This is a genomic window from Haloarchaeobius caseinilyticus, from assembly GCF_051207395.1.
Classification (GTDB): Archaea; Halobacteriota; Halobacteria; order Halobacteriales; family Natrialbaceae; genus Haloarchaeobius.
Genome location: NZ_JBPJZC010000003.1, coordinates 737,267 through 760,602, shown reverse-complemented (window position 1 = coordinate 760,602; position 23,336 = coordinate 737,267). Strand labels below are relative to the sequence as shown.

28 protein-coding genes are annotated in these 23,336 nt (G+C 64.9%); 15 read left to right on the top strand and 13 right to left on the bottom strand.

Annotated features, from left to right (window positions below; all coding sequences use genetic code 11):
- Positions 1-191 precede the first annotated feature (191 nt).
- From ACSC1P_RS16440 to ACSC1P_RS16430, 3 genes are all read left to right on the top strand, one after another.
- Positions 192-371, top strand: a complete 180-nt coding sequence (locus ACSC1P_RS16440; RefSeq protein WP_435361280.1) for a hypothetical protein — start codon at positions 192-194, stop codon at positions 369-371.
- 90 nt (positions 372-461) lie between these two features.
- A complete protein-coding gene (locus tag ACSC1P_RS16435) occupies positions 462-1,226 on the top strand; it encodes a creatininase family protein (RefSeq protein WP_435361279.1) in 765 nt (254 codons plus the stop codon).
- Positions 1,223-2,416 carry an NAD(P)/FAD-dependent oxidoreductase gene (locus tag ACSC1P_RS16430; RefSeq protein WP_435361278.1) on the top strand — a complete coding sequence of 398 codons (1,194 nt, stop codon included), beginning with the start codon at positions 1,223-1,225 and terminating at the stop codon, positions 2,414-2,416. Before ACSC1P_RS16435 ends, ACSC1P_RS16430 begins: the two co-directional genes overlap by 4 nt.
- 86 nt (positions 2,417-2,502) lie before the next feature.
- Here ACSC1P_RS16430 and ACSC1P_RS16425 read toward each other — a convergent pair whose 3' ends face one another.
- Positions 2,503-2,988 carry an Hsp20/alpha crystallin family protein gene (locus ACSC1P_RS16425; RefSeq protein WP_435361277.1) on the bottom strand — a complete coding sequence of 162 codons (486 nt, stop codon included), beginning with the start codon at positions 2,986-2,988 and terminating at the stop codon, positions 2,503-2,505.
- A complete protein-coding gene (locus ACSC1P_RS16420) occupies positions 2,985-3,143 on the bottom strand; it encodes a DUF7559 family protein (RefSeq protein WP_435361276.1) in 159 nt (52 codons plus the stop codon). Before ACSC1P_RS16420 ends, ACSC1P_RS16425 begins: the two co-directional genes overlap by 4 nt.
- Positions 3,144-3,291: 148 nt before the next feature.
- Here ACSC1P_RS16420 and ACSC1P_RS16415 point away from each other — a divergent pair, with 148 nt between their 5' ends.
- The 6 genes from ACSC1P_RS16415 (at position 3,292) to ACSC1P_RS16390 (ending at position 9,894) form a co-directional block, all read left to right on the top strand.
- Positions 3,292-5,379, top strand: coding sequence for a hypothetical protein (locus tag ACSC1P_RS16415; protein ID WP_435361275.1), 2,088 nt, complete (start codon positions 3,292-3,294; stop codon positions 5,377-5,379).
- Between the two features lie 104 nt (positions 5,380-5,483).
- Complete coding sequence (locus tag ACSC1P_RS16410; RefSeq protein WP_435361274.1) at positions 5,484-6,086, top strand: DUF4397 domain-containing protein; 603 nt, start codon at positions 5,484-5,486, stop codon at positions 6,084-6,086.
- 156 nt (positions 6,087-6,242) lie between these two features.
- On the top strand, positions 6,243-6,848 hold the full coding sequence (locus tag ACSC1P_RS16405; protein WP_435361273.1) for a DUF4397 domain-containing protein: 606 nt from the start codon (positions 6,243-6,245) through the stop codon (positions 6,846-6,848).
- Positions 6,849-7,003: 155 nt separating this feature from the next.
- A complete protein-coding gene (locus tag ACSC1P_RS16400; protein ID WP_435361272.1) occupies positions 7,004-8,725 on the top strand; it encodes a radical SAM protein in 1,722 nt (573 codons plus the stop codon).
- A gap of 119 nt (positions 8,726-8,844) precedes the next feature.
- A complete protein-coding gene (locus tag ACSC1P_RS16395) occupies positions 8,845-9,255 on the top strand; it encodes a TRAM domain-containing protein (RefSeq protein ID WP_435361271.1) in 411 nt (136 codons plus the stop codon).
- Between the two features lie 177 nt (positions 9,256-9,432).
- On the top strand, positions 9,433-9,894 hold the full coding sequence (locus ACSC1P_RS16390) for a hypothetical protein (RefSeq protein ID WP_435361270.1): 462 nt from the start codon (positions 9,433-9,435) through the stop codon (positions 9,892-9,894).
- 24 nt (positions 9,895-9,918) lie between these two features.
- On the opposite strand, the gene ACSC1P_RS16385 is transcribed toward ACSC1P_RS16390, so the two are convergent.
- From ACSC1P_RS16385 to ACSC1P_RS16370, 4 genes are all read right to left on the bottom strand, one after another.
- Positions 9,919-10,626, bottom strand: a complete 708-nt coding sequence (locus ACSC1P_RS16385; RefSeq protein WP_435361269.1) for a YkgJ family cysteine cluster protein — start codon at positions 10,624-10,626, stop codon at positions 9,919-9,921.
- Positions 10,627-10,698: 72 nt separating this feature from the next.
- The gene (locus ACSC1P_RS16380) at positions 10,699-10,911 is read right to left on the bottom strand and encodes a hypothetical protein (RefSeq protein ID WP_435361268.1); all 213 of its coding nucleotides are present in this window, start codon (positions 10,909-10,911) and stop codon (positions 10,699-10,701) included.
- 50 nt (positions 10,912-10,961) lie between these two features.
- Positions 10,962-11,741 carry an MBL fold metallo-hydrolase gene (locus ACSC1P_RS16375; protein WP_435361267.1) on the bottom strand — a complete coding sequence of 260 codons (780 nt, stop codon included), beginning with the start codon at positions 11,739-11,741 and terminating at the stop codon, positions 10,962-10,964.
- A gap of 133 nt (positions 11,742-11,874) precedes the next feature.
- A complete protein-coding gene (locus ACSC1P_RS16370; protein WP_435361266.1) occupies positions 11,875-12,156 on the bottom strand; it encodes a helix-turn-helix domain-containing protein in 282 nt (93 codons plus the stop codon).
- 149 nt (positions 12,157-12,305) lie between these two features.
- On the opposite strand from ACSC1P_RS16370, the gene ACSC1P_RS16365 reads away from it, so the two are divergent.
- The gene (locus tag ACSC1P_RS16365; protein ID WP_435361265.1) at positions 12,306-12,707 is read left to right on the top strand and encodes a PPOX class F420-dependent oxidoreductase; all 402 of its coding nucleotides are present in this window, start codon (positions 12,306-12,308) and stop codon (positions 12,705-12,707) included.
- Between the two features lie 38 nt (positions 12,708-12,745).
- Here the strand turns inward: ACSC1P_RS16365 and ACSC1P_RS16360 are convergent, their stop codons facing one another.
- Positions 12,746-12,889, bottom strand: coding sequence for a hypothetical protein (locus ACSC1P_RS16360; RefSeq protein ID WP_435361264.1), 144 nt, complete (start codon positions 12,887-12,889; stop codon positions 12,746-12,748).
- Between the two features lie 92 nt (positions 12,890-12,981).
- Between ACSC1P_RS16360 and ACSC1P_RS16355 the strand changes: the two genes are divergently transcribed.
- Together ACSC1P_RS16355 and ACSC1P_RS16350 are read left to right on the top strand one after the other, a co-directional pair.
- Positions 12,982-13,689 (top strand): class I SAM-dependent methyltransferase, encoded by a 708-nt coding sequence (locus tag ACSC1P_RS16355; RefSeq protein ID WP_435361263.1) that lies wholly within the window; start codon positions 12,982-12,984, stop codon positions 13,687-13,689.
- Between the two features lie 59 nt (positions 13,690-13,748).
- Entirely contained in the window at positions 13,749-14,651 is a 903-nt protein-coding gene (locus ACSC1P_RS16350; protein WP_435361262.1) for a glycosyltransferase family 2 protein, read from the top strand.
- A 12-nt stretch (positions 14,652-14,663) separates the two neighbouring features.
- On the opposite strand, the gene ACSC1P_RS16345 is transcribed toward ACSC1P_RS16350, so the two are convergent.
- Complete coding sequence (locus tag ACSC1P_RS16345; protein ID WP_435361261.1) at positions 14,664-15,491, bottom strand: amidohydrolase family protein; 828 nt, start codon at positions 15,489-15,491, stop codon at positions 14,664-14,666.
- Positions 15,492-15,708: 217 nt separating this feature from the next.
- On the opposite strand from ACSC1P_RS16345, the gene thsA reads away from it, so the two are divergent.
- Positions 15,709-17,253 (top strand): thermosome subunit alpha, encoded by a 1,545-nt coding sequence (thsA, locus tag ACSC1P_RS16340; protein WP_435361522.1) that lies wholly within the window; start codon positions 15,709-15,711, stop codon positions 17,251-17,253.
- A gap of 346 nt (positions 17,254-17,599) precedes the next feature.
- Here thsA and ACSC1P_RS16335 read toward each other — a convergent pair whose 3' ends face one another.
- From ACSC1P_RS16335 to ACSC1P_RS16320, 4 genes are read right to left on the bottom strand one after another with little or no spacing between them, the layout of a single operon-like run.
- Complete coding sequence (locus ACSC1P_RS16335; RefSeq protein ID WP_435361260.1) at positions 17,600-17,734, bottom strand: hypothetical protein; 135 nt, start codon at positions 17,732-17,734, stop codon at positions 17,600-17,602.
- 32 nt (positions 17,735-17,766) lie between these two features.
- Entirely contained in the window at positions 17,767-18,375 is a 609-nt protein-coding gene (locus ACSC1P_RS16330) for a trimeric intracellular cation channel family protein (protein ID WP_435361259.1), read from the bottom strand.
- A complete protein-coding gene (locus tag ACSC1P_RS16325; protein WP_435361258.1) occupies positions 18,369-19,163 on the bottom strand; it encodes an SAM hydrolase/SAM-dependent halogenase family protein in 795 nt (264 codons plus the stop codon). The genes ACSC1P_RS16330 and ACSC1P_RS16325 overlap by 7 nt, the downstream gene beginning before the upstream one ends.
- A gap of 5 nt (positions 19,164-19,168) precedes the next feature.
- Entirely contained in the window at positions 19,169-19,687 is a 519-nt protein-coding gene (locus tag ACSC1P_RS16320) for a nicotinamide-nucleotide adenylyltransferase (protein WP_435361257.1), read from the bottom strand.
- Between the two features lie 168 nt (positions 19,688-19,855).
- Here ACSC1P_RS16320 and lonB point away from each other — a divergent pair, with 168 nt between their 5' ends.
- Positions 19,856-21,976, top strand: coding sequence for an ATP-dependent protease LonB (gene lonB / locus ACSC1P_RS16315; protein WP_435361256.1), 2,121 nt, complete (start codon positions 19,856-19,858; stop codon positions 21,974-21,976).
- The gene (locus ACSC1P_RS16310) at positions 21,977-22,819 is read left to right on the top strand and encodes a CPBP family intramembrane glutamic endopeptidase (protein ID WP_435361255.1); all 843 of its coding nucleotides are present in this window, start codon (positions 21,977-21,979) and stop codon (positions 22,817-22,819) included.
- Between the two features lie 21 nt (positions 22,820-22,840).
- Here ACSC1P_RS16310 and ACSC1P_RS16305 read toward each other — a convergent pair whose 3' ends face one another.
- Positions 22,841-23,305, bottom strand: a complete 465-nt coding sequence (locus ACSC1P_RS16305; RefSeq protein WP_435361254.1) for a methylated-DNA--[protein]-cysteine S-methyltransferase — start codon at positions 23,303-23,305, stop codon at positions 22,841-22,843.
- Positions 23,306-23,336 lie beyond the last annotated feature (31 nt).

Genomic DNA, 23,336 nt, shown 5'->3' with positions numbered 1-23,336 from the left:
CACTGGCTGACGCGTTTTCACTTCTCGGACGAGCGTCGGTGGCAGTTGGTGACCGTTCGACAGAGCTGCTGTCGAGAAACCAATAATTAGGCCCACCAGACGCTATTGAAAGCAGGAATATCCTTGCATCCGGAATGTCGAGGGAGGGTTGGCCAGTAGGCTTTTGCTTCTGCTTTCAACAAATTGGGCCAGTGGATGCACTTCGCCTGTTCGTCGGCTCGCTCGCGACACTGTTCGGTTCCGTCACTGCGACACTCGCCATCGTCGCACAGCAACTGACACTTTACACCTCGCTGGAACTGTTCTTCGGTGCTGCGCTCGTCATCGTCGGGGCGGTCGTTCTGCGAGAGGGCGAGACGACGACGGAGTGAGACAACGGCCGCGAGAGACACGGCGAAGCATCGTGTAGTCTCGGCCGTTCTAGGCGAACCGTTTATCAGACCGCCGGGAGCACGCCCGGTATGGACATTTCACAGGAGACGACGACGACGTTCGCGGACGGCCTCGACGACGTGGAGGTCGCCTTACTTCCGGTCGGGAGCGTCGAACAGCACGGCCCGGCACTCCCGCTCGGGACCGACTTCATGGCGGCCGAAGCCGTCGCCGAGGAAGTCGCCGAACGCGAAGATGCACTCTTACTCCCCACACTCCCCGTCGGCGTGAGCGAACACCACCGACAGTTCCACGGCACGCTGTGGACCGACCCGGAGACGTTCGAGAACTACGTCGCTGACGTGCTGTCGAGCGTGGCCAGTCACGGCGTTCGGAAGGCGGTCATCGTGAACGGCCACGGGGGCAACGAAGACGCCATCACCCGAGTCGCGCGTCGGCTTCGGGGCGAGGAGACGATGTTCGCCGCGCCGTGGAACTGGTGGTCGGACCTCGGTGGACTGGAGGAGGCCATCTTCGGCGAGGCGGGCATCGCCCACGCCGACGAAGTGGAGACGAGCATGATGCTCCACCTGCAGGGCGACCACGTTCGCGAGGACGCACTGGAGGAGGCGGAGGAAGGCGCGGCCCCGTTCTGGGGCGAGACACAGAACGGCGCACAGGTGAGTTTCGACACGACCGACTTCTCCGAATCTGGTGTCGTCGGCAATCCGACGCACGGTTCTGCCGACGCCGGCGAGCGACTGTTCGAGCGGTCCGCGGAGGAACTCGGCTCGCTCGTCGACTGGCTCGGTGACCAGGCGTTCGAGGCGCTCATGCCGGAGGAGCACCGATGAGCGACGACACCGACCGGCCCGACGAGGCGCACCCGGAAGGCGAATCACTCCCAGAAGACGCTCCGGAGACGGTCGCCGTCGTCGGCGGCGGTGCGATCGGCACCACGGCCGCGTTCGACCTCGCCAGCGCAGGCGTCGACGTGACGCTGTTCGAAGCGGGTGACATCGGCGGCGAGTCGACCAGTAGCACCGGCCGCGCGGCCGGTGTCGTCTACGATGCTTTCGCGGAGGACATCGACGCGGACGTGGCCGACCGCGCGCTCGAACGCTTTCGCGCCTTCGACGGCGAAGGTGACTTCACCTTCACGCCGTGTCCGTACGTCTGGCTGGCTCGCGAGGGCGACGAGAAACGGGCGAACGCTATCCGCGAGCAAGTGTCGCGGATGCAGACGAACGGGCGAAACGTCGAACTCGCCGACTTCGACGCGCTCACTGAGGCCTACGACGACCTCGTGCTCTCCGACGTTGCGGTCGCCGCGGTCGCCCACGACGCGGGCTACGTCGACCCGGCGGCCTATCCGCCGCTGCTCGCAAAGAAAGCCGAAGACGCGGGGGCGACGATACGGACCGAGACGCCGGTCGCCGTCAGCACAGAGCCGACTGGTGTCGTCCCGAAGGACGTCGACGGCGCCGACATCGAGCAGTTCGACGCGGTTCTCGTCGCGGCCGGGGCGCACACGAAGCGACTCCTCGCGGGTGCCGGCATCGCCATCGCGATGAAGCCCTACCGAGTGCAGGCGCTGACCGCGACCGACGACCGCGACGTGCCGATGGTGTACGACGCGACTGCAGGCTTCTACTGTCGCCCACATCCGACCGGCCTACTCGCTGGGGACGGCACCGAGGAGGTCGAAGCCGACCCAGACGACTGGAACCCGGATGCGGACGACTGGTTCCGCGCCGACCTCGACGCTGGCCTCGCCGAACGAATCGGCTGTGAGCCGTCGGTCGAGCGAGCGTGGGCCGGGCTCTGTACCGCGACGCCCGACTACGACCCACTGCTCGGCGAGTTACGAGACGGGCTGTACGTCGCCACCGGGTTCCAGGGCCACGGATTCATGCGGTCACCCGCACTCGCGGAAGCAGTCGTCGCGGACATTCTCGGCGAGGGCGGCCTCGACCCGTTCGACCCGACCCGGTTCGACGGCGACGAGGAGTTCGACATCGTGGAAGGGATGGCCGTCGAGTGAGGATTCAGAGACAGAAGAGAGCGAGCGGAGCAGCGCGGGAGAAATCGGTGCGGGACGAAGCTGACGGGGAGGAAGCCTGTCGACCCTTACTCCGCCGACTCGTCGGCGACGCTGACCGATTCGGAATCGTCAGGTTCCGACTCTTCCGGTTCGGCGATGGTCACCGTGTCGCTTTCCGCCGCATCGGCCTCGTCGGGTTCGGCCTTCGGGATGCGAATCTCCAGCGTTCCGTTCTTGCGAAGCGTCGCGGTCGCCTCTTCGGCCGTGACGAGCGCGTCCTTCGGTAGGGTGGCGTGGCCGTCGAGGGCCATGCCGCGGCCGGGGATACGCATCTCGTAGTCCTCGTGGAACTTGCGGAAGCGGTCGATACGGACCTGTACGGCACCGTCGATGTAGCGCACCTGCACGTCAGACTGGGTCGCACCCGGGGCGTCGAAGACGACCAGATACGCGTCGTCGGATTCGAGGAGGTCGACTGGGATGGGTCGATTCTCCTGCATCTGACTCGACGCCCGGCCGATTTGCCGGAGGACCGTGTTGCTCACCGACTTGCCGAAGCCGCGAACGTTCATAACTCGATTTCCTCCAGCGAGTCGGCCGCACGACAGTACGGACAGGCGAAGTCGTCGACGCCCACGTCGTCCGGCATATCGTACGTGTAGTGTAGCTCGAACATGTCGAGCTCGCAGTCCTCACTCGTACACTTGACCTCCATCGTTGCGGGCATATACGGAGTAGTTCGACCGTGAGGGGGAAGGGGTTTTCGGGGGCGGAACGCTTTTCCTGCGAATCGTGCGCCCCTCTCGAATCACTGATGTGACCGATGGCCGAACTATCTGGGGGCCATTTACGTCTTCCAGCCGAACAAGGGACCGATGGACGATTCCAGGTCCGCGCTCTTCGTTGCCCTCCTGCTCTCTCTCGCGACGGTTTCTGCGCCGGTCGCCGCCGCTGACATCGGTAACTCCCGGTCCGAGCAGGACCGGACAACCCCCGCAACAGGGTCAGCCGGGTCGGCTGAGCACGCCGTCGAACGGACGCTCTCGGTGAACCTCACACCCAACGACCCGGGAACGGTCGAACTGACTGCCTCCTTCGAGGTCACGGACGACGCCTCCAGCCTCTTCGTGCAGCTGCCGACCAACGCGACGGTCGTCGAACGACGAGGGTTCTACGACAGCAGCGGGTCGTACGGACAGCGATGGGACGAACGGACTGACGACCCGTCCATCACCATCGCACTCGACGTGAATCAGGAAAGCGCGCAGTTCGGTGGCCACGACTTCTACGACGCCGGCGAGTGGGCACTCGTGCCGACGCGGTTCCCGGCGAAGTACTACACGAACCTCAGTACGGTCGTCCACACGTCGGACGAGGGCCGGTTCCCGACCACGTACACGACGCCGGGCGAGGGCGTCGTCAGCGACCGGATGGCCTACCTCGGTGCGCACCAGTCGCTCGAATTCACCAGCGACGGCCGGACGATGACGCTGGTGGTGCCCGAGACGACGCAGGTCGACACCGAGTCGGTGTCACAGTCACTCACGAACGCGATGGCGGCACTCGACGTATCCGAGGCCGAGGGTGACCTGCACGTGTTCGTCGCCCCCGACGCCATCAGACGCGGTGGCTTGCAGTGGGGCGACCACGACATGTGGGTCAACCACGAAGAACCGGTGAACGACGACGACAACCCGTGGGTTCACGAGTACATTCACAGCCGTCAGCAGTACACCACCTCGAACCGGATGGACTGGGTCGACGAAGGCAGCGCCGAGTACTTCGCGGCGCTGTTGACCCACCAGGACGACCGAATCGACTTCGACGAGTTCTACCGACACGTCTCGACGAACCGCGACGCCGACGCCACACTGAGTTCGAAGGCGACGTGGTCCACCGACGACGCGGAGTACACCAAGGGCCGACGCGTGCTCGCGGCCCTCGACGCGCAGATACGGCGAGACACCGCCGGGACGAAGTCACTCGAAGACGTGTTCTCTCGGTTGAACACCCGCAACGAACGCGTCACCGTCTCACGGTTCGCTGAGGCGGCCGTCGACGTGAGCGGAAACGCGTCGATGCGCCAGTGGGTCGACCGCTACGTGACCACGGAGGCCGTGCCGAGTGTCCCCGAGGACCCGACACTCTATACAGACGATGCCGCGCAGCGAGACTCCGATGGTGACGGCCTCTCTGACGAGCGGGAAGTCGAACTCGGATTGAACCCGAACGCGGTCGACACGGACGGGGACGGACTCGACGACAAGGTGGAAGTCGAGGGCGAGACGGATCCACTCGACGCCGACACGGACGGTGACGGGCTCCTCGACGGTGAAGACGACGCGCCGCTCACGCCCAACACGACGACGCCGCCGACCACGACGCAGCCACCAGCCACGACGCAGCCACCAGCCACGACGCAGCCACCAACCACAACGCCACCGACTGCGACGACTGCCCCACCAACTGCGACGGCGGCTCCGCCCACGACCACGTCGAGTCCATCCACGACCACGGCAAATCCGCCTACAGACACGACGGCCGCGCCGCCCACGACCACGGAGAGAAACCCTGCGACGACACCACCGACGGCCTCGACGCCACCGGCGGAGACGACGCGGCCGACTTCGGCGACCCCCTCGACTACGTCGACCGACCGGCCAACGACGACGACGGCGTCACCGGCTACTGGGACGGCTGGAGCGACGTCGACAGCACCGTCGTCGGAGACGACGTCTTCGGCTTCGCCGGGCACTGCCGCGACGACCTCGGCGCCTGCACCGGCTGCGACCGGGACGGTCCAGGCGGGGACGCAACAGTCTGTCGACTCGACGACAGCGGGTGGCAATCCCGACGCTGACGATGCGGACCAGAGCCCTGCGACGCTTCCCGGCTTCGGTACCGTCGCGTCCGCCCTCGCACTGGTGCTGACCGCGGGACTGTTGGCTCGCAGACGAATCTGAAGTCGAACACTGGAGCTCTTTTGTTGGTCGATGTGACAGCGACACAGACAACGACCTGAATATCGGCGACGCCCAATCTGTGAGCACCCATTTGGGGGGCTACTATGTCAGCAAGGACGTATCTGCGTATCGGGCACTGCGCCCCGGACGACTCACCCGTCGACGTCTTCGTCGACGGGCGAGTGGTCGCCGAGGCAGTCGAGTTCGGGACCATCAGCGACTACCTCGAACTCGAGACAGGACACCACGACGTGAATCTGATGCCGGTCGGGGGACAAGACGAGACACTACTGCGAACGGTCATCGATTTCGACGCAGGCAGTGAGTACACCGTCCTCGCACTCGGTGCAGCCGAAGACCCCGACTCGCTCGTGTTGCAGGACCGAAACGAGGTCCACTCCCGCGCGGGCCGGCTCCGCGTCGTCAACGTCTGCCTCGACGTTCCCGCAGTCGACGTCGGGTTCGACGGGGCGATGAAGTTCTCCAACCTGCCAGCCGGGACGGCGAGCGAGTACGCCAACTTCGGTGCAGACGACTACACGATGCAGGTCGTTCCCACCGACGCGGGAGAACTCCTCTTCGAGGTTCCCGACGTGCGTATCGAAGATGGGATGACTTACACTGCGTTCATCGTGGGTGAAGTGGCCACCGGGTCGTTCGACGTGGTCGTCACCCACGACCATCGGCCGACCGCGAAGATGGCCTGACCGCCCACGGGCGCTGGGTCCGACTCGGAGCCCAGCAGTCGAGGACGGCGCTGCGAGCCCACCCAGAGGCCTCCGAGGCGACCTGACACGCTCCCTGACGATTGTCTGAATACCGCGGACCGCCACTAGAACGACACCCACAGAGGGGAGTATACCATGACATCGACAACGAACGTACGCATCGGGCACTGCTCACCGGACGCGCCGGCCGTCGACATCCACATCGACGGCAAACCCGTCCTCCACGGCGTCGATTTCGGGACCGTCACCGAGTACATCGAAGTTCCGTCGGGAGAGCACAGCATCAACGTCGTCCCGGCCGGGAAGCCCGACCAGTCGGTCATCGAAAAGTCGCTCGACCTGACCGACGACCACGACTACACCGTCCTCGCTATCGGCTCGCTGGCGGACATCGACACGCTCGTGTTGAACGACACGAACGAGGCGGTCTCTGGCGACAACGCTCGCATCCGGTTCGTCCACGCCAGTCCGGACGCTCCCGAAGTCGACCTCGCCTTCGACGGCGATGCGGTGTTCAGGGAGGTGCCGTTCGGCCGCGCGAGTCCGTACGGCCCCGTCACCGCGGGAACGTACGACCTCTCGATTCGCCCAGCAGGGGAGTCCGAGTCGGTCATCGACGTGCCCGGCGCGCAATTAGAGCGCGGCAGTACGTACACCGCCTTCGCTATCGGCACCCTAGCCGACGATGCCGTCGACGTGCTGGTGACCAAGGACTCGCAGCCGGCCGCCAAAGTGGCGTGAGGCGTCGCGGCGTCGATTGCTCGCCACTCGTCGTCCACGCCCACGACCACTACCAGCGACCCCGCGCTACGCTACCCAGCGCTCCTGCCGGTCGGCCGGCTCCCGGCTGACTGGCTTTCGCACTCGTTTTACCGCTTCGGCGTTCACAATGGTGTATGACCGACCCCGCGAGTCTCGACGTGACCATCGTCGACGGCTACGTCGACGAGCCAGCGCACTTCGGGGTACCACCCTACATCTCGACCTATCCGCGCTACACCGCGGGTGCGCTGGTCGACGCGGGCGTCGACCCCGCAAACGTCACGTACCACACCATCGACGAACTGCGCGAGGAGCAGTCGCGCTGGCTCGACGTGGAACAGGCCGACCTCCTGTGCTACCTCGGCGGGATGACCGTCCCCGGCAAGTACGTCGGCGGGACGCCAGCCGAACCGGACGAGGTCAAGAAGTTGGCGTGGACCGCACAGGGGACGACCCTGATGGGCGGCCCCGTCAAGTTCGGCGTCGGCGACGAGAACGCCGGTGCGACCGAGACCGAGCGTGACGATTTGGACTACGACTTCGTCGCGAAAGGCGACGTGGAGGCGGCCGCGTTCGATCTCGTCAAGTCCGGTATGGAGGGGTTCAACAACCGGATGCGCGACAATCGGGAGATCGACCGCTGGGCCGCGAAGGGCGCGTTCGTCATCGAACAGCACCCGAACCACCCCGAGTACCTCATCTGCGAGATGGAGACGAGTCGGGGCTGTCCGTACCGATGTTCGTTCTGTACCGAACCGCTGTACGGGAACCCCTCTTTCAGAGCGCCCGACTCGGTCGTCGGCGAAGTGGAACAGCTCTACGAGCGCGGTGCGCGTCACTTCCGACTCGGGCGACAGGCCGACATTCTGGCCTACGGCGGCGACGGCGAGAAGCCGAATCCGGACGCCCTTCGGGAACTGTACGGCGGCATCCGCGAGGTCGCGCCCGACCTCGGCACGCTCCACCTCGACAACATGAACCCCATCACGGTCGTCGAGTGGCCCGAGTTATCGCGCGAAGGTATCCGCATCATCGCCAAACACAACACACCCGGTGACACCGCCGCGTTCGGTCTCGAATCCGCGGACCCGCGGGTGCAGGAGGCGAACAACCTGAACGTCACCGCCGAGGAGGCGTTTCAGGCGGTCAAAATCGTCAACGAGGAAGGCGGCTGGCGTCCCGGCGACGAACCCGGAACCGGCCCCTCCACCGGACCCGACGCCCCGAAGCGACTCCCGAAACTCCTGCCCGGCATCAACCTGCTGCACGGTCTCAAAGAAGAGCGCGAGGAGACGTTCCAGCACAACCTCGACTTCCTCCACCGCGTGTACGACGCCGGCCTGATGCTCCGCCGGGTGAACATTCGGCAGGTGATGACGTTTGCCGGCACCGACATGAACAGCGAGGGCGCACACATCGCCCACGACCACAAGCGCCTGTTCAAGCAGTACAAGACGCAGGTTCGCGAGGAGATAGATAACCCGCTGCTCCAGCGTCTCGCCCCGCCGGGCACCATCCTCCCGAACGTCCACCTGGAGTACCACGAGGAAGGCACGACGTTCGGCCGCCAACTCGGTACCTACCCGCTGCTCGTAGGGATTCCGGGCGAGCGCGAACTCGGAAAAACCGTCGACGTGGCCGTCGTCGACCACGGCTATCGCTCCGTGACTGGACTCGTCCACCCGCTCGACGTGAACGCCGCGTCGATGGACGAACTGACTGCGATTCCGGGCATCGGTCGCTCGACCGCTGGCGACATCGTCGTCGACCGCCCGTACGACTCGCATGGCGAGGTTCCGACCGATGTCGACCTCGGGCCGTTCGTCGCGACCGACTCACCGAGCGGCGCAGACTGAACGACCCGGCGATTTTTACCCACTACGGCGGCCGTCGGTAATCGCTTCCTGCTTTTCATCCCATGCTTCAGCGGAAATTTGAAGACAACTGCCTCACACCATTCGCGTAGAGGCTCACTGTGGAAATCTCTGATAAACTGCTGTGTCTGTTCAGTGCGAAGGTCGACTCGGACGGTGACTCGTTCACAATCGAAGTACCCCGACAGGAGATCGAGACGGGGTCGGTCGAGTCTGGCGAGACGTATCGCGTCGCGCTCATCGCACGGGAGGAAGAGGAGGAAACGTCGACGGAGACGGAGGCGACTACGACGACGGAGACGCCGTCGGAACCGCAACCGCCGGTCGAGACGGGCGAGACCCGCTACGTCGAAATCGAAGATATCGGGAAACAGGGTGACGGTATCGCGCGCGTCGAACGCGGCTACGTCATTATCGTCCCCGGTGCGGACGTCGGCGAGCGCGTCAAGGTCGAAATCACCGAGGTGAAGTCGAACTTCGCCGTCGGCGAGATAATCGAAGATACGTTCTAAGTTTTCTCTTCGACGCTCGGCCCGTCCGGTCGCTTCGCCCCGGTCGAGTCGCGACGGTCGTGGTGGCCGCCGTGGCGTCGACGGGAGCCGTCTCTCACTTCGGAGCGTCGGCGTACGACTTGCCCACGTGGGAAAATTGGCGAACACTGATAGTTCTCCACGAAAGACAGGTGATGTATGAATCGCCGAGCGGTGGTGCAATCGGTCGCTGGGCTGCTGACTGGCGTGACTGCGGGGTGCAGTGCCGTCTCTGACACCGAGCCCACGACCAGTTCGACAGAAGTAGCGACGGGTGCGAGCGGCAACGAGGCACCGTGGGCCCGTGAAGGGAACCCGGCGGATATCGTCGTCCAAAATCGGCTATCGACCGAAATAGCGGTTACACTGACACTGAGTGACCGACGGCGGGAGTTGCAGGTCCCTGCGAAGGACCGATGGATTTCGGACGATATCGTCCCCGACGGCGAGTCACCGGACGTTCGAATCCAGACCGACGCGGGTCACGACACGACCGTCGAGTGGCTCGCAGAGGAAGACAACCTCCACCTGCTGTACGTCCAAGTGAAAGAAGACCAGCTGGTGACCGACTTCAGCAGCAAAGACGACGACGTCCATCTCGGCACGACCACCAGTGGTTGACTCGGCCGGTTTCGCTTTGGCCACTCACTCGACGCTCGACCCGTCCGGCCGCTTCGCCCCTTCTGAGTCGTGGACGACCACCGGTTCGCCCGCCGCCGCGTCCGGGTCGTAGTTGTCTCGCACACCGATTGCTTCCTCCAGTTCTCGCACGGCCCGCTCTTTGAGCGCCGCAGCGAGTTCCTCGGCGTCCTCGCGCGAGATGTCGCGGCCGAGTCCCTCGCATTCGTGAGCGCGGACGATGCCGGACTCGTCGCCGGTTTCACCGGCTTCCCGTTGCGCTTCCAGCGCAACGCTGTCGACGACTTCGCCCATCGGCTGGCTGGTGCCCGAGAGGGCGACGCTGAAGGGGTACGTCTGGCAGATGAGCGGGCGCGAGCCGTGGACCGAACACGCGCCGACCCCGTCGTCGTCTTCGGTGTAGAACGAACAGTCGCCACAGGAATCGGTCTGGAGCGCCCACTCGAACGTCTCGCCCGTGACTTCGCCGTCGGCCGATTCGTCCAGTCCGTAGGGCATCGGCCGGGCCACGTCGCGCCAGTCGTACTCGTCGCTCGTCGCCTGCACGTCTCGGACTTCGTCGGGGAAGACGGTCGCCGTGTGCGGGTCGTCGGCCTCCGACGTACAGCAGGCACCACAACGTGTGCACTCGAAGCCGATGGTCTCGATGGCGTCCGCGAGTTCAGACGTGTCGAGGTCTTTTGCCCTCGCGAGTTCGGATTCGAGCGACTCCATGGCTCTGCGTGAGTGGTCGTCGCGGGAAAAGGTCTCGGTCGTGGTCGGGTCGTCTCTCGGTGTTCGTACTTCTCAGCGCGAGCGCCCGATTCCGTACTTGGTGACGCCGAGTACGACCAGGCCGACAGTCGCGAGGGCCGCAGTGACGACGACGGCGAGCACGTTCGTCGTCGACGGCTCTGGCCCGCTCGAAAGTGCGACGATGACGGCCGCCCAGATGAGGGCGATGCCGACCACGAGGTCGCTCCGGTGACTCCCGAACAGCGGTCCTTCGTGTCGTTTCATACCACTTTCACGACGGCCAAGACGAAGTAGTTACCCCGGCAGTGCGGGGCTCACGCCACCGGCACGAATCGGTCGCCCTTCCGGTCGACCCGGCCCGCGGCGACGAGTTTGTCGAGGTGACAGTCGACCGTCGCGCGGGCGAGGTCTTCGACGCCCGTGAGGTCCTTCTCGTAGGCGGCGTCGAGGATTTCGTCGAGGGTCGACGCCCCGCCCTCGACTGCGGCGAGGACTTTCGCCTCGCGGTCGAGTCGGTGGCGAATCAGTCGCTCGCACGTCTCGCGTGGGTCCTTGATGACGGGACCGTGACCGGGGCACAACTCTGCCGGGTCGCGTGCCCAGACTCGCCGGAGGCTGGTCAGGTACGACCGCATGTCACCGTCGGGACCGCCGACGACGACGCTGCCCTGGCCCATGGCGAGGTCGCCACAGAGAATCGAGTCGTCGGCGACGAAGGAGACGTGGTCGCGGGCGTGGCCCGGCGTGTCGAGAACGGTCACGTCCACGCCTGGAATCGTCGTCCCCTCGCGGAACGTTCGGTCGGGAGTGACGCCAGTCGCGGCTTCGAAATGGTCCTCGTGGCCGTAACGCGCCCAGACAGTCGCCCCGGTCCGTTTCGCGTAGTCTGCGACCGCGCCGACGTGGTCAGGGTGTGTGTGGGTCACGGCGATGTGGCGAACGTCGTGGGTCACGCAGGCCTCGTCGAGTCGTTCGTTGTCGTCGGACGGGTCGACGAGGAGCGCAGCGTCGGCGTCGCCGACGACGTAGGCGTTCGTCCGGCCCGTCGGTGCTCGGGTCGGTGTCGAGACGGCGAATCGCGTGACTGCGGTCATGCCGAACCAGACGAGGCCCCGGACCTAAAACGTCTGGTCGTGACTCGGAAGCGGAGAAAAACGGATGGAATCGAGGAGTCGAGGAGTCGAGTGGCGGCGTCCGTGGCTGTCGAACCCGCCGACAGAATCGCGTTCAGACGTTCAGCGAGTAGACTTGCTTGCGCGCGTCCTGGAAGCTGTAGCGCGAGGTTACGAGGCCAGCGTCCTCCAGCCGGTTGAGGGCGTAGCGGACGGTGCGGTCGGGCAGCAGGGACTCCTCGGCGAGCTGGCCCTGCGAGAGCGGTGATTCGGTCTCCAGAACCTTCGATACGAGCTTCGCGCTCGGCGGCAGCTCACGAAGGCGGTCGCGGTACTCGGAGTCGGAGAGGAGATCGTCGGCGTTCTCTGCGCGGTCGTCTGCGGTACTCATGCTCATACCAGTACGAACAGCCGAGGTCAGTGTTAAGGATTAGCTATATGGAGGATGGTACAGTCCAGATAATATTAGGTGTTAATATACCATGCTAGTATCTTGTTCGTTCGTGAGGTATCTCGCTTTTTACTCGTCGTCACCTACACTATCGTATGGAAGCCATCCCTGACTCCTACCACGACCTGTTCGAGAAGCAGACCTTCGCGCACTTCGCGACGATGATGCCGGACGGGACACCGCAGGTGACGCCGGTGTGGGTCGGCTACGACGACGAGACGGGCCACGTGCTGGTGAACACGGCACGCGGGCGGCAGAAAGAGCGCAACGTCACCGAGAATCCGAAGGTGGGCATCGAGATGACCGACCCCGACGACCCGTACCGGTTCCTCTCGATTCGCGGTGAGGTCGTCGAGGTCACTGAAGACGGTGCCGTCGAGCACATCGACGAGTTGACGAAGCGTTACATGGGACGGGACACGTACCCGAACCACGGCGAAGAGGGCGGACCGCGCGTCATCGTCCGGATTCGGCCCGACGACGTCGTCGGGAACTGACGCGCCGGCAGGCCGCGCACGACTTCTCTCGCGGTCGCTCACTCCGGTTTGACACAGGGGTCTCGGTAGTGCCCCATGCAGCAGTGACACTCCGGGCAGTGCACGAACAGGAACCCGTCACGTTCGTGTCGGACGAGGTCGTCGGTCGAGACGGTCGATTCACAGGAAGCACACGTCGGCATACTTGTGGTATGCTAGCATCGTACTACAACGTTACCACACCGGGACGACTCCAACATCGTTTTATCCCAGTGCGGGAGTACATCCGGACAGTGTGAAGGGTCAGGAGTGGTACCAGACCGACGAGGTCGCTGAGGAGTACGAAGCGAAGCGTTTCTCCCGCGGTGGACGACTCATCGACCGCCGGGAGAAGCGAGCGGTGCTGGACGCGCTCGAACCCGTCGAAGGGAAAGACATCCTCGAAATCGCCTGTGGGACGGGCCGGTTTACCGTCATGCTCGCCGAACGCGGCGCGGACATCATCGGTCTCGACATCTCCGCGCAGATGCTCCAGCAGGGTCGAAAGAAGGCCCAGGCCGCTGGAGTCAGTGAGAACCTGGAGTTCATGCGCGGCGACGCCGCGCGTCTCCCGTTCCCGGACGACCACTTCGATACGGTGATGGCGATGCGTTTCTTCCACCTCGCCGACACGCCCGCGTCGTTCCTCTCGGAGATGGCCAGAGTCTCGAAGAACCAAGTGTTCTTCGACACCTTCAATCGGTTCTCGACGCGCAGCATCTACAACTGGGCGCTGCCGATGGGGTCACGACTGTACTCTCGGTACGAGGTCGACTCACTCGTCGAGAAGGCCGGTCTCAGGATGGACCACGAGTCCCACGACTTCGTCCTCCCGTACGGGTTCTACCGAAAGATTCCGGGCAGCCTCGCGAGTTCGCTCCGCGGCATCGACAAGGAGATAATCGACGCACCCGGCTTAGAGCGACTTGCGTCCGTTTCCTACTGGGACACAAGAGTCGAATAGAATATAACTCTGCGTTCGGTCACACTGGCTTTTAAGTATCAGAACCGCAAGGAACGCCTATGGACGTCTCGGTCGTCGTCCCGACGCTCAACGGGCGCGAGGAACTCCACGCGGCACTCGACGCGCTAGCGGCGCATGCACCGTCGGCGGAGGTCGTCGTGGTCAATGGGCCCTCGTCGGACGGCACGACCGGGATGGTACGCGACCGTGACGACGTCGACGTGCTCGTCGAAATCAGCGAGCGAAACGTCAACGTCGCGCGAAACGCCGGATTCGAGGTCGCCACCGGCGAGACGGTCGCGTTCGTGAGTTACGACCTCGCAGTCGAACCGACGTGGTTCGACGGTGTCACAGCCTCAATCGACGACGGCGCGGCCGTCGCGACAGGTCCGACACATCGAACGGTGCGAGCGGGGATGACGACCGAAGTCGAGGAGGCTACTTCTATCAGTGGACGTGACGTGACGTACTTCAGTGGCCACAACGTCGCGTTCCGCCGCGGCGTGCTGGAAGACCTGGACGGCTTCGACGAGTACCTCCAGACCGGCGGTGCACGCGACGCCGCGCACCGTCTCGCCGCGCTCGACCACGACGTGACGTGGGCCAGCGAGATGAGCGTCTGCGGCGAGTACGAGACCGACGGTGGGCGCACCCTCGAAGACTGGGAGTGGAAGTACCGCGCACTCGCCTACCGGATGGCCAAGAACTACGGCGCGCGACCGACTGTCCTCCGGCGAACCGCACGACACGCCGGACTCGACGCGTTCGGGGCGATGAAGGACGTGGTTCGTGGGTCCCGGACGCCGACCTCGTGGCTCGGGAGCGGCCGCTCGGTGGCGAAAGGACTGGTCGTCGGCGCGAAGGACGGTCTCAGTGCGCGAAAGGCCGACCGGACCGACCGACGCAACCCGAACGGTGTGTCGACGCGACAGGACCGGGCGGTGTGTCGGTACGAACTTTGAGCGAATCAGACACTAGTTTTCGAGCGCGACGTCCGACGATAGCTCGGGGATGACCCGACAGGCGTTCTTCGAGAAAGCGCGTCGCAACTTGTCCTCTGATACGTCGAGCGTCAGCAGTTCCATCACGCCGACGTTCGGGTGGGCCGAGGGCGCACCGGAACCGAACAGGACGCGGTCCGGATGTTCGAGCAGCGCGCGCTCCAGTTGCTCGCGGAAGCGGACGAACGAGGTGTCGAGGTACGTCTCGTCGTGTGTCTCCAGCAGGTCGATAGCCCGGTCCATCAGGTCGCGGTCGAGCGGGTAGCCGCCGAAGTGCGAGAGGATGACCGGAAAGCCTCGGCCGAGCAGCGTCTCGGCGACAACGTCCGGTGGGAACGCTTGCCCGGCCCGGACGAGGACCGGGAGGCCCACCTCGGCGAGTTCGTCGACGACGGCCTCGTCGGGGAGTCCGTCCCGGAAGGGGTCGAGGACGAAGCCGTGAAATCGGTCGTCGTAGGCGTACTGTTCCACGTCGGCGGGAGAAGTGTGATTCGGCCCGCGCGAGGACGTAAAGTTCCGGAGTCGTGCGGTCGCACCCGCACCGGGGTCGCGTGGCCCGTTGATTCGAGCGAACGCGACGAACGGCCGCTCGACGCTCAGCCGAGCGACGGCGTTGTTCGCGGTGACGTAAGAATCCGCGCCCGAGTCGGGGAACACGACGGCGCGAACCACACCGGCCTGCTTCATCTCCCGTTCGAGGTTCTCCGGTGAGATGGCTCGGCCGCGAGTCGTCGCGTGCTCGTCGGGCGAGAGGCGCGCGTGGACGTCGACGACGCGGAACTGGTGTTCCAACTCCAGCATCGACGCCACGTTTCGGCTACGGGTATTTCTCGTTACCGGTCGCCGGACTGTCTCGTACGAATGGCAGAAAAAGTATGGTTGTTTTTGAAACTGTGCTATTCTGGCCCAAGAGAAGCTGTGGCTGGGAAATTTATATATACTCAGAAAATCATTATCTGGACGAGGTTTCCCCAGTATGTCGCAACAATTCGCACAGCGTAGCATGGGTGGTCAGCCGATGTTCATCCTCGCCGAGAGTTCACAGCGAACACACGGTCGAAACGCACAGACGTCGAACATCATGGCCGGGAAAGCGGTCGCCGAAGCGGTACGCACGACGCTCGGCCCCCGCGGCATGGACAAGATGCTCGTCGACACGTCGGGTGAGGTCGTCATCACGAACGACGGCGCGACCATCCTGAAGGAGATGGACATCGAGCACCCCGCCGCGCAGATGATCGTCGAAGTCGCGCAGTCGCAGGAAGAAGAGGTCGGCGACGGTACCACGACCGCCGCCGTCCTCGCCGGTCATCTCCTCGCGCAGGCGGAGGACATGCTCGAAAACGACGTGCACCCGACGACCATCGTCGAAGGCTACCACGAGGCCGCACAGATCGCCCTCGACGCCATCGACGAGATGGTCCTCGACGCGACGATGGACGACGAGACGCTCCACCAGGTCGCCGAGTCGACCCTGACGGGCAAGGGCACCGGCGGGCTCACCGCCGACCAGCTCGCGAAGACCGTCGTCGAGGCCATCCGCCACGTCGAAGGTGAGGAAGGCATCGAGCGTGACAACGTCCGCATCCACACGAAAGTCGGCGCGTCGTCGAACGCGACCGAACTCGTCGAGGGCATCATCATCGACGAGGAACCGGTCCACGACAGCATGCCCCGCCACGTCGAGGACGCGAACATCCTCGTCATCGACTTCGACCTCGAAGTCCGCAAGACCGACGTCGACACCCAGTACCGCATCGACTCCATCGAGCAGTTGAACGCCGCGATGGAAGCCGAGGAGACGGAACTGCGTGGCTACGCGAAGACCATCGCCGAGGCCGACGTGGACGTCGTCTTCACCACCGACGACATCGACAAGCGCGTCGCCTCGTTCCTCGCCAACGAAGGCGTGCTCGCGTTCGAGAAGCTCTCGAACGAGGACGCCCGCTCCATCGCCCGCGCGACCGGCGCGAAGCGCCTCGGCACACTCGACGGCCTCGACTCGGAGGACTTCGGCCACGCCGACGACATCCGCGTGAAGCGCGTCGGTGACGACGACCTGACGTTCATCGAGGGCGGCGCGGCCGCCCAGTCCGTCACCGTCTTCGTCCGCGGTGGCACCGAACACGTCGTCGACGAACTCGAACGCGCGCTCGACGACGCCCTCGACGTGGTCTCCGTCGCGGCCGAGTCCGAGGAAGTCGTCCTCGGCGCGGGTGCCGCAGAAATCGCCATCGCTGACGCGGTTCGCCGCGCCGCCTCCGGCATCGAAGGCCGCAAGCAACTCGCTGTCGAGGCGTTCGCCGACGCGGTCGACGTGCTCCCTCGCACCCTCGCGGAGAACACCGGCATGGACCCCATCGACGCGCTGGTCGCCCTGCGCGCCGCCTACGAGGGCGGTGACGTGATGGGCGTCATCAGCGAAGGCGAGACCGGGTCCATCGACGACCCGACCAAGTACGGCATCTTAGACCCCGCCGACGTGAAGCGCGAAGCCGTCGAGTCCGCGACGGAAGCCGCGACGATGATCATCCGCATCGACGACATCATCGCCGCGAAGTAACGCGGACCGCGACACACTGTCGGCTTCGGTAGCTGACGCACGCTTTTCGACTGTTGACGGACTTTCGGTTTTTTCAGTACCGCAGTTCCGCCGAGCGACGATTTCTCCGAGTACGGTTGCGTCTTCGGCGGCGACGGTTTTTGGAGAGAGGGCGGCGACGCTCGGCCCGGGTACGGTTGCGTCCCCGGCGACGACAGAATCTGACCGTGTCTCGGCGCTTATTCCGACATTTGGTCGTAGACACTGACGCTGCCCAGACCGACCCCACCGACGACGAAGACGCCGCCGAGTCCCAGCATCACGAGACTCCGTTCACACCAGACACAGCCGTTGTAACGTTCGTAGGTCAACGAACCGAGGTCGATGCGGGTCTTCTCCTCGCCGTACTCGTACAGCCCTTCGCCCCACAGAGCGTCGGTGTGAAGACGAGGACGAGGACGCCGAGGAGGACGAGCAGCGCGGCGGCGACGAGGTGACTCATGGTCCACGCCTCACGCGGTGTCGGCAAAAGTGTCAGGGCGACGGGAGCGACCAATCGTACCGCATCGCGGCCAGTCGCAGGCCGAGCGCGAGGACCACACAGGCGATGGTGGCGACCGGTTCAGGACCGCCGACCTCACGAACGACCCAGAACGCCGCGCCGCCGAACAGGGCACAGGTCGCGTAGAAGTCCTCGTGCAGTATCGACGGGACCTCCTGTGCGAGCAGGTCGCGGATTGCTCCACCGCCGGTGCCGGTCAGCGTCGCCGTGATGACGACGCCGAACGGCGACAGACCGACCTCGTAACCGACGAGCGCGCCGGTCGCGGCGAAGGCGGCGAGGCCGATGGCGTCGGGAATCGTGAGTAGGAGCGAGTCCGCGATGTCGCCTGCTTCGGCGCGAGTGAGCACGATGGCGACCGCGACACCCACCAGCGCGAGCGTCATGTCCGATTCTGCGGTCAGCGCGCCCGGAACACGTCCGACAAGCAGGTCACGGGTGATACCGCCGCCGAGGGCCGTGACGACGCCGAGCACCGAGACGCCGAGGTAGTCGAGGTCGCGCTCGACGCCTTTCGAGGCTCCCGCCACGGCGAAGGCGACGGTGCCGAGGGCGTTCATCGCAGCGAACGGCGTCAGCATCGCTCTATCTCGACGGTGTCGCCTGGTTCGAGCCCGAACGCCTCGTCGCCACGGCCGCGGTTCACGTCGCACTCGACGTAGCCGTGACTGCCGACCGTGACGAGTCGCTCGCCGGGCGATACGGCCGCGAACGTGTCTCCGACGGGCGTCTGCAGTCCGTTGACCGTCACCGCGTCCACGCCCGCGAGGAAGTCGCCGGGGACGTTCGTGATGACGTTGCCGAAGTCGTCGACGACGAGGACCTCTCCGTCGGCGCTGCCGTCGCTGACTGTGGCTTCAGGAAGGGTGCAGTCGACGAGTGAATCCGGGTCTGTCGGTGTCAAGTCGGCCAGTTTCCCTGCTCGCTGGACACCGTTTTCGTGAATCTCCGCGGCGGCCGGCGCGAACACGTCTCGCCCGTGGAACGTCGTGCTGTCTGCGGCTGAGTCGTCGATGACGAAGGCCGACACGTCGGCGTCGGCCGACGAAAGTGAGTCGCCGGGTGCAACTCCAGCTAATCGACGTGCGACAGGCACGACGACGCCGTTATCTGGTGCGACGAGTGCGTGGTCACCCACAGTGAGAACGACTGCGTCGCGGTCGGTCCCGACGCCGGGGTCGACGACGGCACAGTGGACGGCCGGGGGGAAGTACGGCAAGACCTCGCGGAGCCAGAATGCGGCGGCGCGAACGTCCTGTCGGGGGAAATCGTGCGCGATGTCCTCGATACGGGCGTCGGTCCGCGAACAGATGACGCCCTTCATCGCCGCCGGGTACGGCGACCCGAAGTCGGAAGCGAGCGTAATCACGGTCCCTAGTCGCCGTTGCTGTCCGAGGCGGAGACCTGTTGGATGCGCTCGATACCGTCGATTTCGCGGATGATTTCGACGGCGGGGTCCGGGATGAGACGCTCCCAGTCGTCGCCGTGAATCATGCGCTCTCTGACCTCTGTCCCTTCGAGCACGTCGCGGTTGAACATCGGCGACTGGCGCACCTCGATGCCCGCTTCGGAGAACAGACGGATGACGAGCGGGTTGTTCGAGTACGCCACGTCGAACGACGGCGACATCGACTGGACGTGGCTGACCCACACCGAGTTCCGGTCGAGGTCCTCGATGGGGACCGAGTACGTCGTCAGATCGAACTCTTGGAGCGACTTGGTCAGCATCATGATTCGCTCGCCGGCGGTGAACGGGTCGTGCGTCGTGTGGGAGTCACCCGCGCTCCCGATACCGAGGACGAGTTCGTCGACCTCCTCGGCGATGGTCTTCACCATGTTGTGGTGGCCGTTGTGGTACGGCTGGAACCGTCCGATGTAGAATCCCCGGGCCATGCGTACAAAATCTCTCGTATCATTTATAAGGGTGGCGAGATGGGGTGATTTCGGTTTTCGGGGTATACAGAGCTTCTATCGGCTGAATTGCGGTAGTGCGCGGCAGGTTGCAGAGGGGAGAAAGTATATCAGTCGCGCTGCCTTCGAATCAGGTAGCAATCCGATTCTATGAGCAACGACAGTGATACCACCGACGGAATCCCGGAGACGGACGAGCACGACGAGTCCGTCGAGGACGGGGGTTCCGAGTCAGGCGGGTCGCCGATACCCGAGGCACCCCGGGACGACCACCCGGGTGCTGGGCCGACGACGCCGGAGGAGGAATCGTCCTCCGAGGGCCTCGACCGACTCGGCAGTGACGTGCAAGTCGAGATTGGCGCAGAAATCGACGAAGACGTCGCGGAGGACGACCTCCTCGGCGGGTTGATGATCGAGTCCACGGACGAAATCGAAGTTCCGGACCGACTCGTCGACCAGGTCATCGGGCAGGACGAAGCCCGCGACATCGTGAAGAAGGCGGCCAAACAGCGCCGCCACGTCATGATGATCGGCTCCCCGGGTACCGGGAAGTCGATGCTGGCCAAAGCGATGTCCCAACTTCTCCCCAAGGAAGACCTCCAAGACATCCTCGTCTACCACAACCCCGACGACGGAAACGAACCGAAGGTTCGCACCGTCCCCGCCGGGAAGGGCGACCAGATCATCGAGGCGTACAAAGACGAGGCTCGAAAGCGCAACCAGATGCGCTCGTTCTTGATGCTCATCATCATGGCCGTCGTCCTCGTCTACGCCGTCGTCACGCAGGAACTCTTACTCGGTATCCTCGCGGCCGGTGTCGTCTACCTCGCCTTCCGTTACTCCGGTCGTTCGACCGACTCGATGATTCCGAACCTCATCGTGAACAACTCCGACCAGCAGACCGCGCCGTTCGAGGACGCGACCGGTGCCCACGCCGGTGCACTGCTGGGCGACGTCCGCCACGACCCGTTCCAGTCCGGTGGCATGGAGACGCCGAGCCACGACCGCGTGGAACCCGGTGCCATCCACAAGGCGAACAAGGGCGTGCTGTTCGTCGACGAGATCAACACCCTCGACATCCGGTCCCAGCAGAAGCTGATGACCGCGATTCAGGAGGGCGCGTTCTCGATTACGGGCCAGTCCGAGCGCTCCTCGGGTGCGATGGTCCAGACCGAGCCCGTCCCGTGTGACTTCATCATGGTCGCGGCCGGGAACCTCGACGCGATGGAGAACATGCACCCCGCGCTCCGCAGCCGTATCAAGGGCTACGGGTACGAGGTGTACATGGACGACACCATCGAAGACACCCCGGAGATGCGCCGCAAGTACGCGCGCTTCGTCGCACAGGAAGTCGAGAAGGACGGTCGTCTGCCGGACTTCACGCGCGACGCCATCGAGGAGATCATCCTCGAAGCCCGTCGCCGTGCTGGCCGGAAGGGCCACCTCACGCTCGAACTGCGTAACCTCGGTGGCCTCGTCCGCGTCTCGGGTGACATCGCCCGCGCCGAGGACAAGGACTTCACGACGCGTGAGGACGTGCTGCGCGCCAAGCGCCGCTCGCGCTCCATCGAACAGCAGCTCGCCGACGACTACATCGAACGCCGCAAGGACTACGAACTGACCGTCTCCTCCGGCGACGTGGTCGGCCGCGTCAATGGGCTCGCCGTCATGGGTGAGGACTCCGGTATCGTCCTCCCCGTCATGGCCGAGGTCGTGCCCGCACAGGGTCCCGGCGAGGTCATCGCCACGGGTAAGCTGCAAGACATCGCGCAGGAGGCAGTCCAGAACGTCTCCGCCATCATCAAGAAGTTCTCCGACGAGGACATCTCGAAGAAGGACATCCACATCCAGTTCGTGCAGGCTGGCCAGCAGGGTGTCGACGGGGACTCCGCGTCCATCACGGTCGCTACGGCGGTCATCTCCGCTCTCGAAAACGTCCCGGTCGAGCAGAACCTCGCCATGACCGGGTCACTCTCCGTCCGTGGTGACGTGCTCCCCGTCGGCGGTGTGACCCACAAGATCGAGGCCGCCGCGAAGGCCGGTCTGACGAAGGTCATCATCCCGAAGGCGAACGAGCAGGACGTGATGATCGAAGACGAGTACAAAGACCAGATCGAGATCATCCCGGTCAGCCACATCAGCGAGGTCCTCGAAGTCGCCCTCGCCGGCGAACCGGAGAAGGACTCGCTCGTGGACCGGCTCAAGTCCATCACTGGCTCCGCGCTCGAACACAACGTCGGGCGCGGGAGTGGTTCCCCGAGTCCGCAGTAGATGGCTACCTGGGCGGCCTTCGCGCTCGCCCCCGATGCTGTTCTCGTTTCTTCCGCGTTCAACGCACCAGCGTTCGCGTCGGTCGCGCTCGTTCTCTGTGGCTTCCTGTTACTACTCGCCCGGCAGACGACGACGGCAGTGACGACGACCGACCCGGCGTTGCCCGCACCGGCAGACCTCGACAGCGAGACGCGCGAGCAACTGCCCGACTACGACGACATCTACGCGGAGTGGCACGCGCTCTCGAACCAGTCGCTCTCTCCGGGGCTGTTGCTGGTGAACGTTGCGCTGACGCAGGGCCTGTTCCTCGCCGTCCTCGTCGGGGCAGCAGTCCTCGCGGGCGTCCCGCGGTCAGCACTCGGCGTGGACGCGTCGGGGCTGAGCACGCTGGCGCTCGCTATCGGCGTCGGTCTCGGTATCGTCCTCTACGTGGCGAATCAGGTCGGTGCGTCGATGACCGACCGACTGGGGCTCGCGGCCAACGACGAGTTGCGGTCGTCGCTCGCGCCGGAGTCGGCGCGTGGCTGGGCAATCCTCCTCCTCGGCGTGTTGCCCACCGTCGCGCTGTTCGAGGAGGTCATGTTCCGGGCTGCGCTGGTTGGGGTACTCGCGGTCGGCTTCGGCATCTCGCCGTGGCTGCTCGCGGTGGGGTCGTCGCTCGTGTTCGCGCTGGGACACGGCGTCCAAGGGCCTGCAGGAATCGTCGTCACCGGCACGCTCGGGTTCGTCCTCGCCGCGGCGTTCATCCTCACCGAGAGTCTGCTCGCCGTGGTCGTGGCGCACTACCTGGTCAACGCGCTGGAGTTCGTGGTCCACGAGTGGCTCGGCGTGGAGTGGACGTAGCCACGGACAACACAGCGCGAGTCAGAGTTCTTCGACCGACCGGAGACGCTGTTCGACCTCGGGCGGGGCCGCGCTCGGGCCGTCACGGACACGATGGTCCGGAATCAGCAGCGGGACGGGATTCGCGTCGAGGGCCGTCCGCACGAGGATGAGGTCGTCCTCGTCCTCGGCGTCGAGGCCGGGCGTCATGCGAGCCAGTTGTTTCACGTCGACCTGCTCACTGTAGGGCACCTTCTCGCGGAGCGTTTCGAGGACGGACCGCTGGTCGGTCGGGAGGGTGAGTGCGACCTGCACGTCGTCGAAGCTGACCTCTTCCAGCCCATCAAGGTAGGTCTGGATACGGTCAAGCAGCGGGTGGTCGTCGGCTGCATCCGCGTCGGCGTGTTCGGGGAACGTTACCGAGATGATGCGGCCGCTAGCGACCCCCAGCTGTACGTTTCGGTCGAGAAAGGGGTAGTGTCTCGCGTAGATGCCCGCGTCTTCCATACAGGGGCGTCACGCGAGACCGACTTTAACG

What these genes read in the sequence shown, in the direction of transcription:
- ACSC1P_RS16435 (WP_435361279.1), top strand. Translation starts at nt 462, where the DNA reads ATGGACATTTCACAGGAGACGACGACGACGTTCGCGGACGGCCTCGAC.
- ACSC1P_RS16430 (WP_435361278.1), top strand. Translation starts at nt 1,223, where the DNA reads ATGAGCGACGACACCGACCGGCCCGACGAGGCGCACCCGGAAGGCGAA.
- ACSC1P_RS16425 (WP_435361277.1), bottom strand. Translation starts at nt 2,988, where the DNA reads ATGAACGTTCGCGGCTTCGGCAAGTCGGTGAGCAACACGGTCCTCCGG.
- ACSC1P_RS16420 (WP_435361276.1), bottom strand. Translation starts at nt 3,143, where the DNA reads ATGCCCGCAACGATGGAGGTCAAGTGTACGAGTGAGGACTGCGAGCTC.
- ACSC1P_RS16415 (WP_435361275.1), top strand. Translation starts at nt 3,292, where the DNA reads ATGGACGATTCCAGGTCCGCGCTCTTCGTTGCCCTCCTGCTCTCTCTC.
- ACSC1P_RS16410 (WP_435361274.1), top strand. Translation starts at nt 5,484, where the DNA reads ATGTCAGCAAGGACGTATCTGCGTATCGGGCACTGCGCCCCGGACGAC.
- ACSC1P_RS16405 (WP_435361273.1), top strand. Translation starts at nt 6,243, where the DNA reads ATGACATCGACAACGAACGTACGCATCGGGCACTGCTCACCGGACGCG.
- ACSC1P_RS16400 (WP_435361272.1), top strand. Translation starts at nt 7,004, where the DNA reads ATGACCGACCCCGCGAGTCTCGACGTGACCATCGTCGACGGCTACGTC.
- ACSC1P_RS16390 (WP_435361270.1), top strand. Translation starts at nt 9,433, where the DNA reads ATGAATCGCCGAGCGGTGGTGCAATCGGTCGCTGGGCTGCTGACTGGC.
- ACSC1P_RS16385 (WP_435361269.1), bottom strand. Translation starts at nt 10,626, where the DNA reads ATGGAGTCGCTCGAATCCGAACTCGCGAGGGCAAAAGACCTCGACACG.
- ACSC1P_RS16380 (WP_435361268.1), bottom strand. Translation starts at nt 10,911, where the DNA reads ATGAAACGACACGAAGGACCGCTGTTCGGGAGTCACCGGAGCGACCTC.
- ACSC1P_RS16375 (WP_435361267.1), bottom strand. Translation starts at nt 11,741, where the DNA reads ATGACCGCAGTCACGCGATTCGCCGTCTCGACACCGACCCGAGCACCG.
- ACSC1P_RS16370 (WP_435361266.1), bottom strand. Translation starts at nt 12,156, where the DNA reads ATGAGCATGAGTACCGCAGACGACCGCGCAGAGAACGCCGACGATCTC.
- ACSC1P_RS16365 (WP_435361265.1), top strand. Translation starts at nt 12,306, where the DNA reads ATGGAAGCCATCCCTGACTCCTACCACGACCTGTTCGAGAAGCAGACC.
- ACSC1P_RS16360 (WP_435361264.1), bottom strand. Translation starts at nt 12,889, where the DNA reads ATGCCGACGTGTGCTTCCTGTGAATCGACCGTCTCGACCGACGACCTC.
- ACSC1P_RS16350 (WP_435361262.1), top strand. Translation starts at nt 13,749, where the DNA reads ATGGACGTCTCGGTCGTCGTCCCGACGCTCAACGGGCGCGAGGAACTC.
- ACSC1P_RS16345 (WP_435361261.1), bottom strand. Translation starts at nt 15,491, where the DNA reads ATGCTGGAGTTGGAACACCAGTTCCGCGTCGTCGACGTCCACGCGCGC.
- thsA (WP_435361522.1), top strand. Translation starts at nt 15,709, where the DNA reads ATGTTCATCCTCGCCGAGAGTTCACAGCGAACACACGGTCGAAACGCA.
- ACSC1P_RS16335 (WP_435361260.1), bottom strand. Translation starts at nt 17,734, where the DNA reads ATGAGTCACCTCGTCGCCGCCGCGCTGCTCGTCCTCCTCGGCGTCCTC.
- ACSC1P_RS16330 (WP_435361259.1), bottom strand. Translation starts at nt 18,375, where the DNA reads ATGCTGACGCCGTTCGCTGCGATGAACGCCCTCGGCACCGTCGCCTTC.
- ACSC1P_RS16320 (WP_435361257.1), bottom strand. Translation starts at nt 19,687, where the DNA reads ATGGCCCGGGGATTCTACATCGGACGGTTCCAGCCGTACCACAACGGC.
- lonB (WP_435361256.1), top strand. Translation starts at nt 19,856, where the DNA reads ATGAGCAACGACAGTGATACCACCGACGGAATCCCGGAGACGGACGAG.
- ACSC1P_RS16310 (WP_435361255.1), top strand. Translation starts at nt 21,977, where the DNA reads ATGGCTACCTGGGCGGCCTTCGCGCTCGCCCCCGATGCTGTTCTCGTT.
- ACSC1P_RS16305 (WP_435361254.1), bottom strand. Translation starts at nt 23,305, where the DNA reads ATGGAAGACGCGGGCATCTACGCGAGACACTACCCCTTTCTCGACCGA.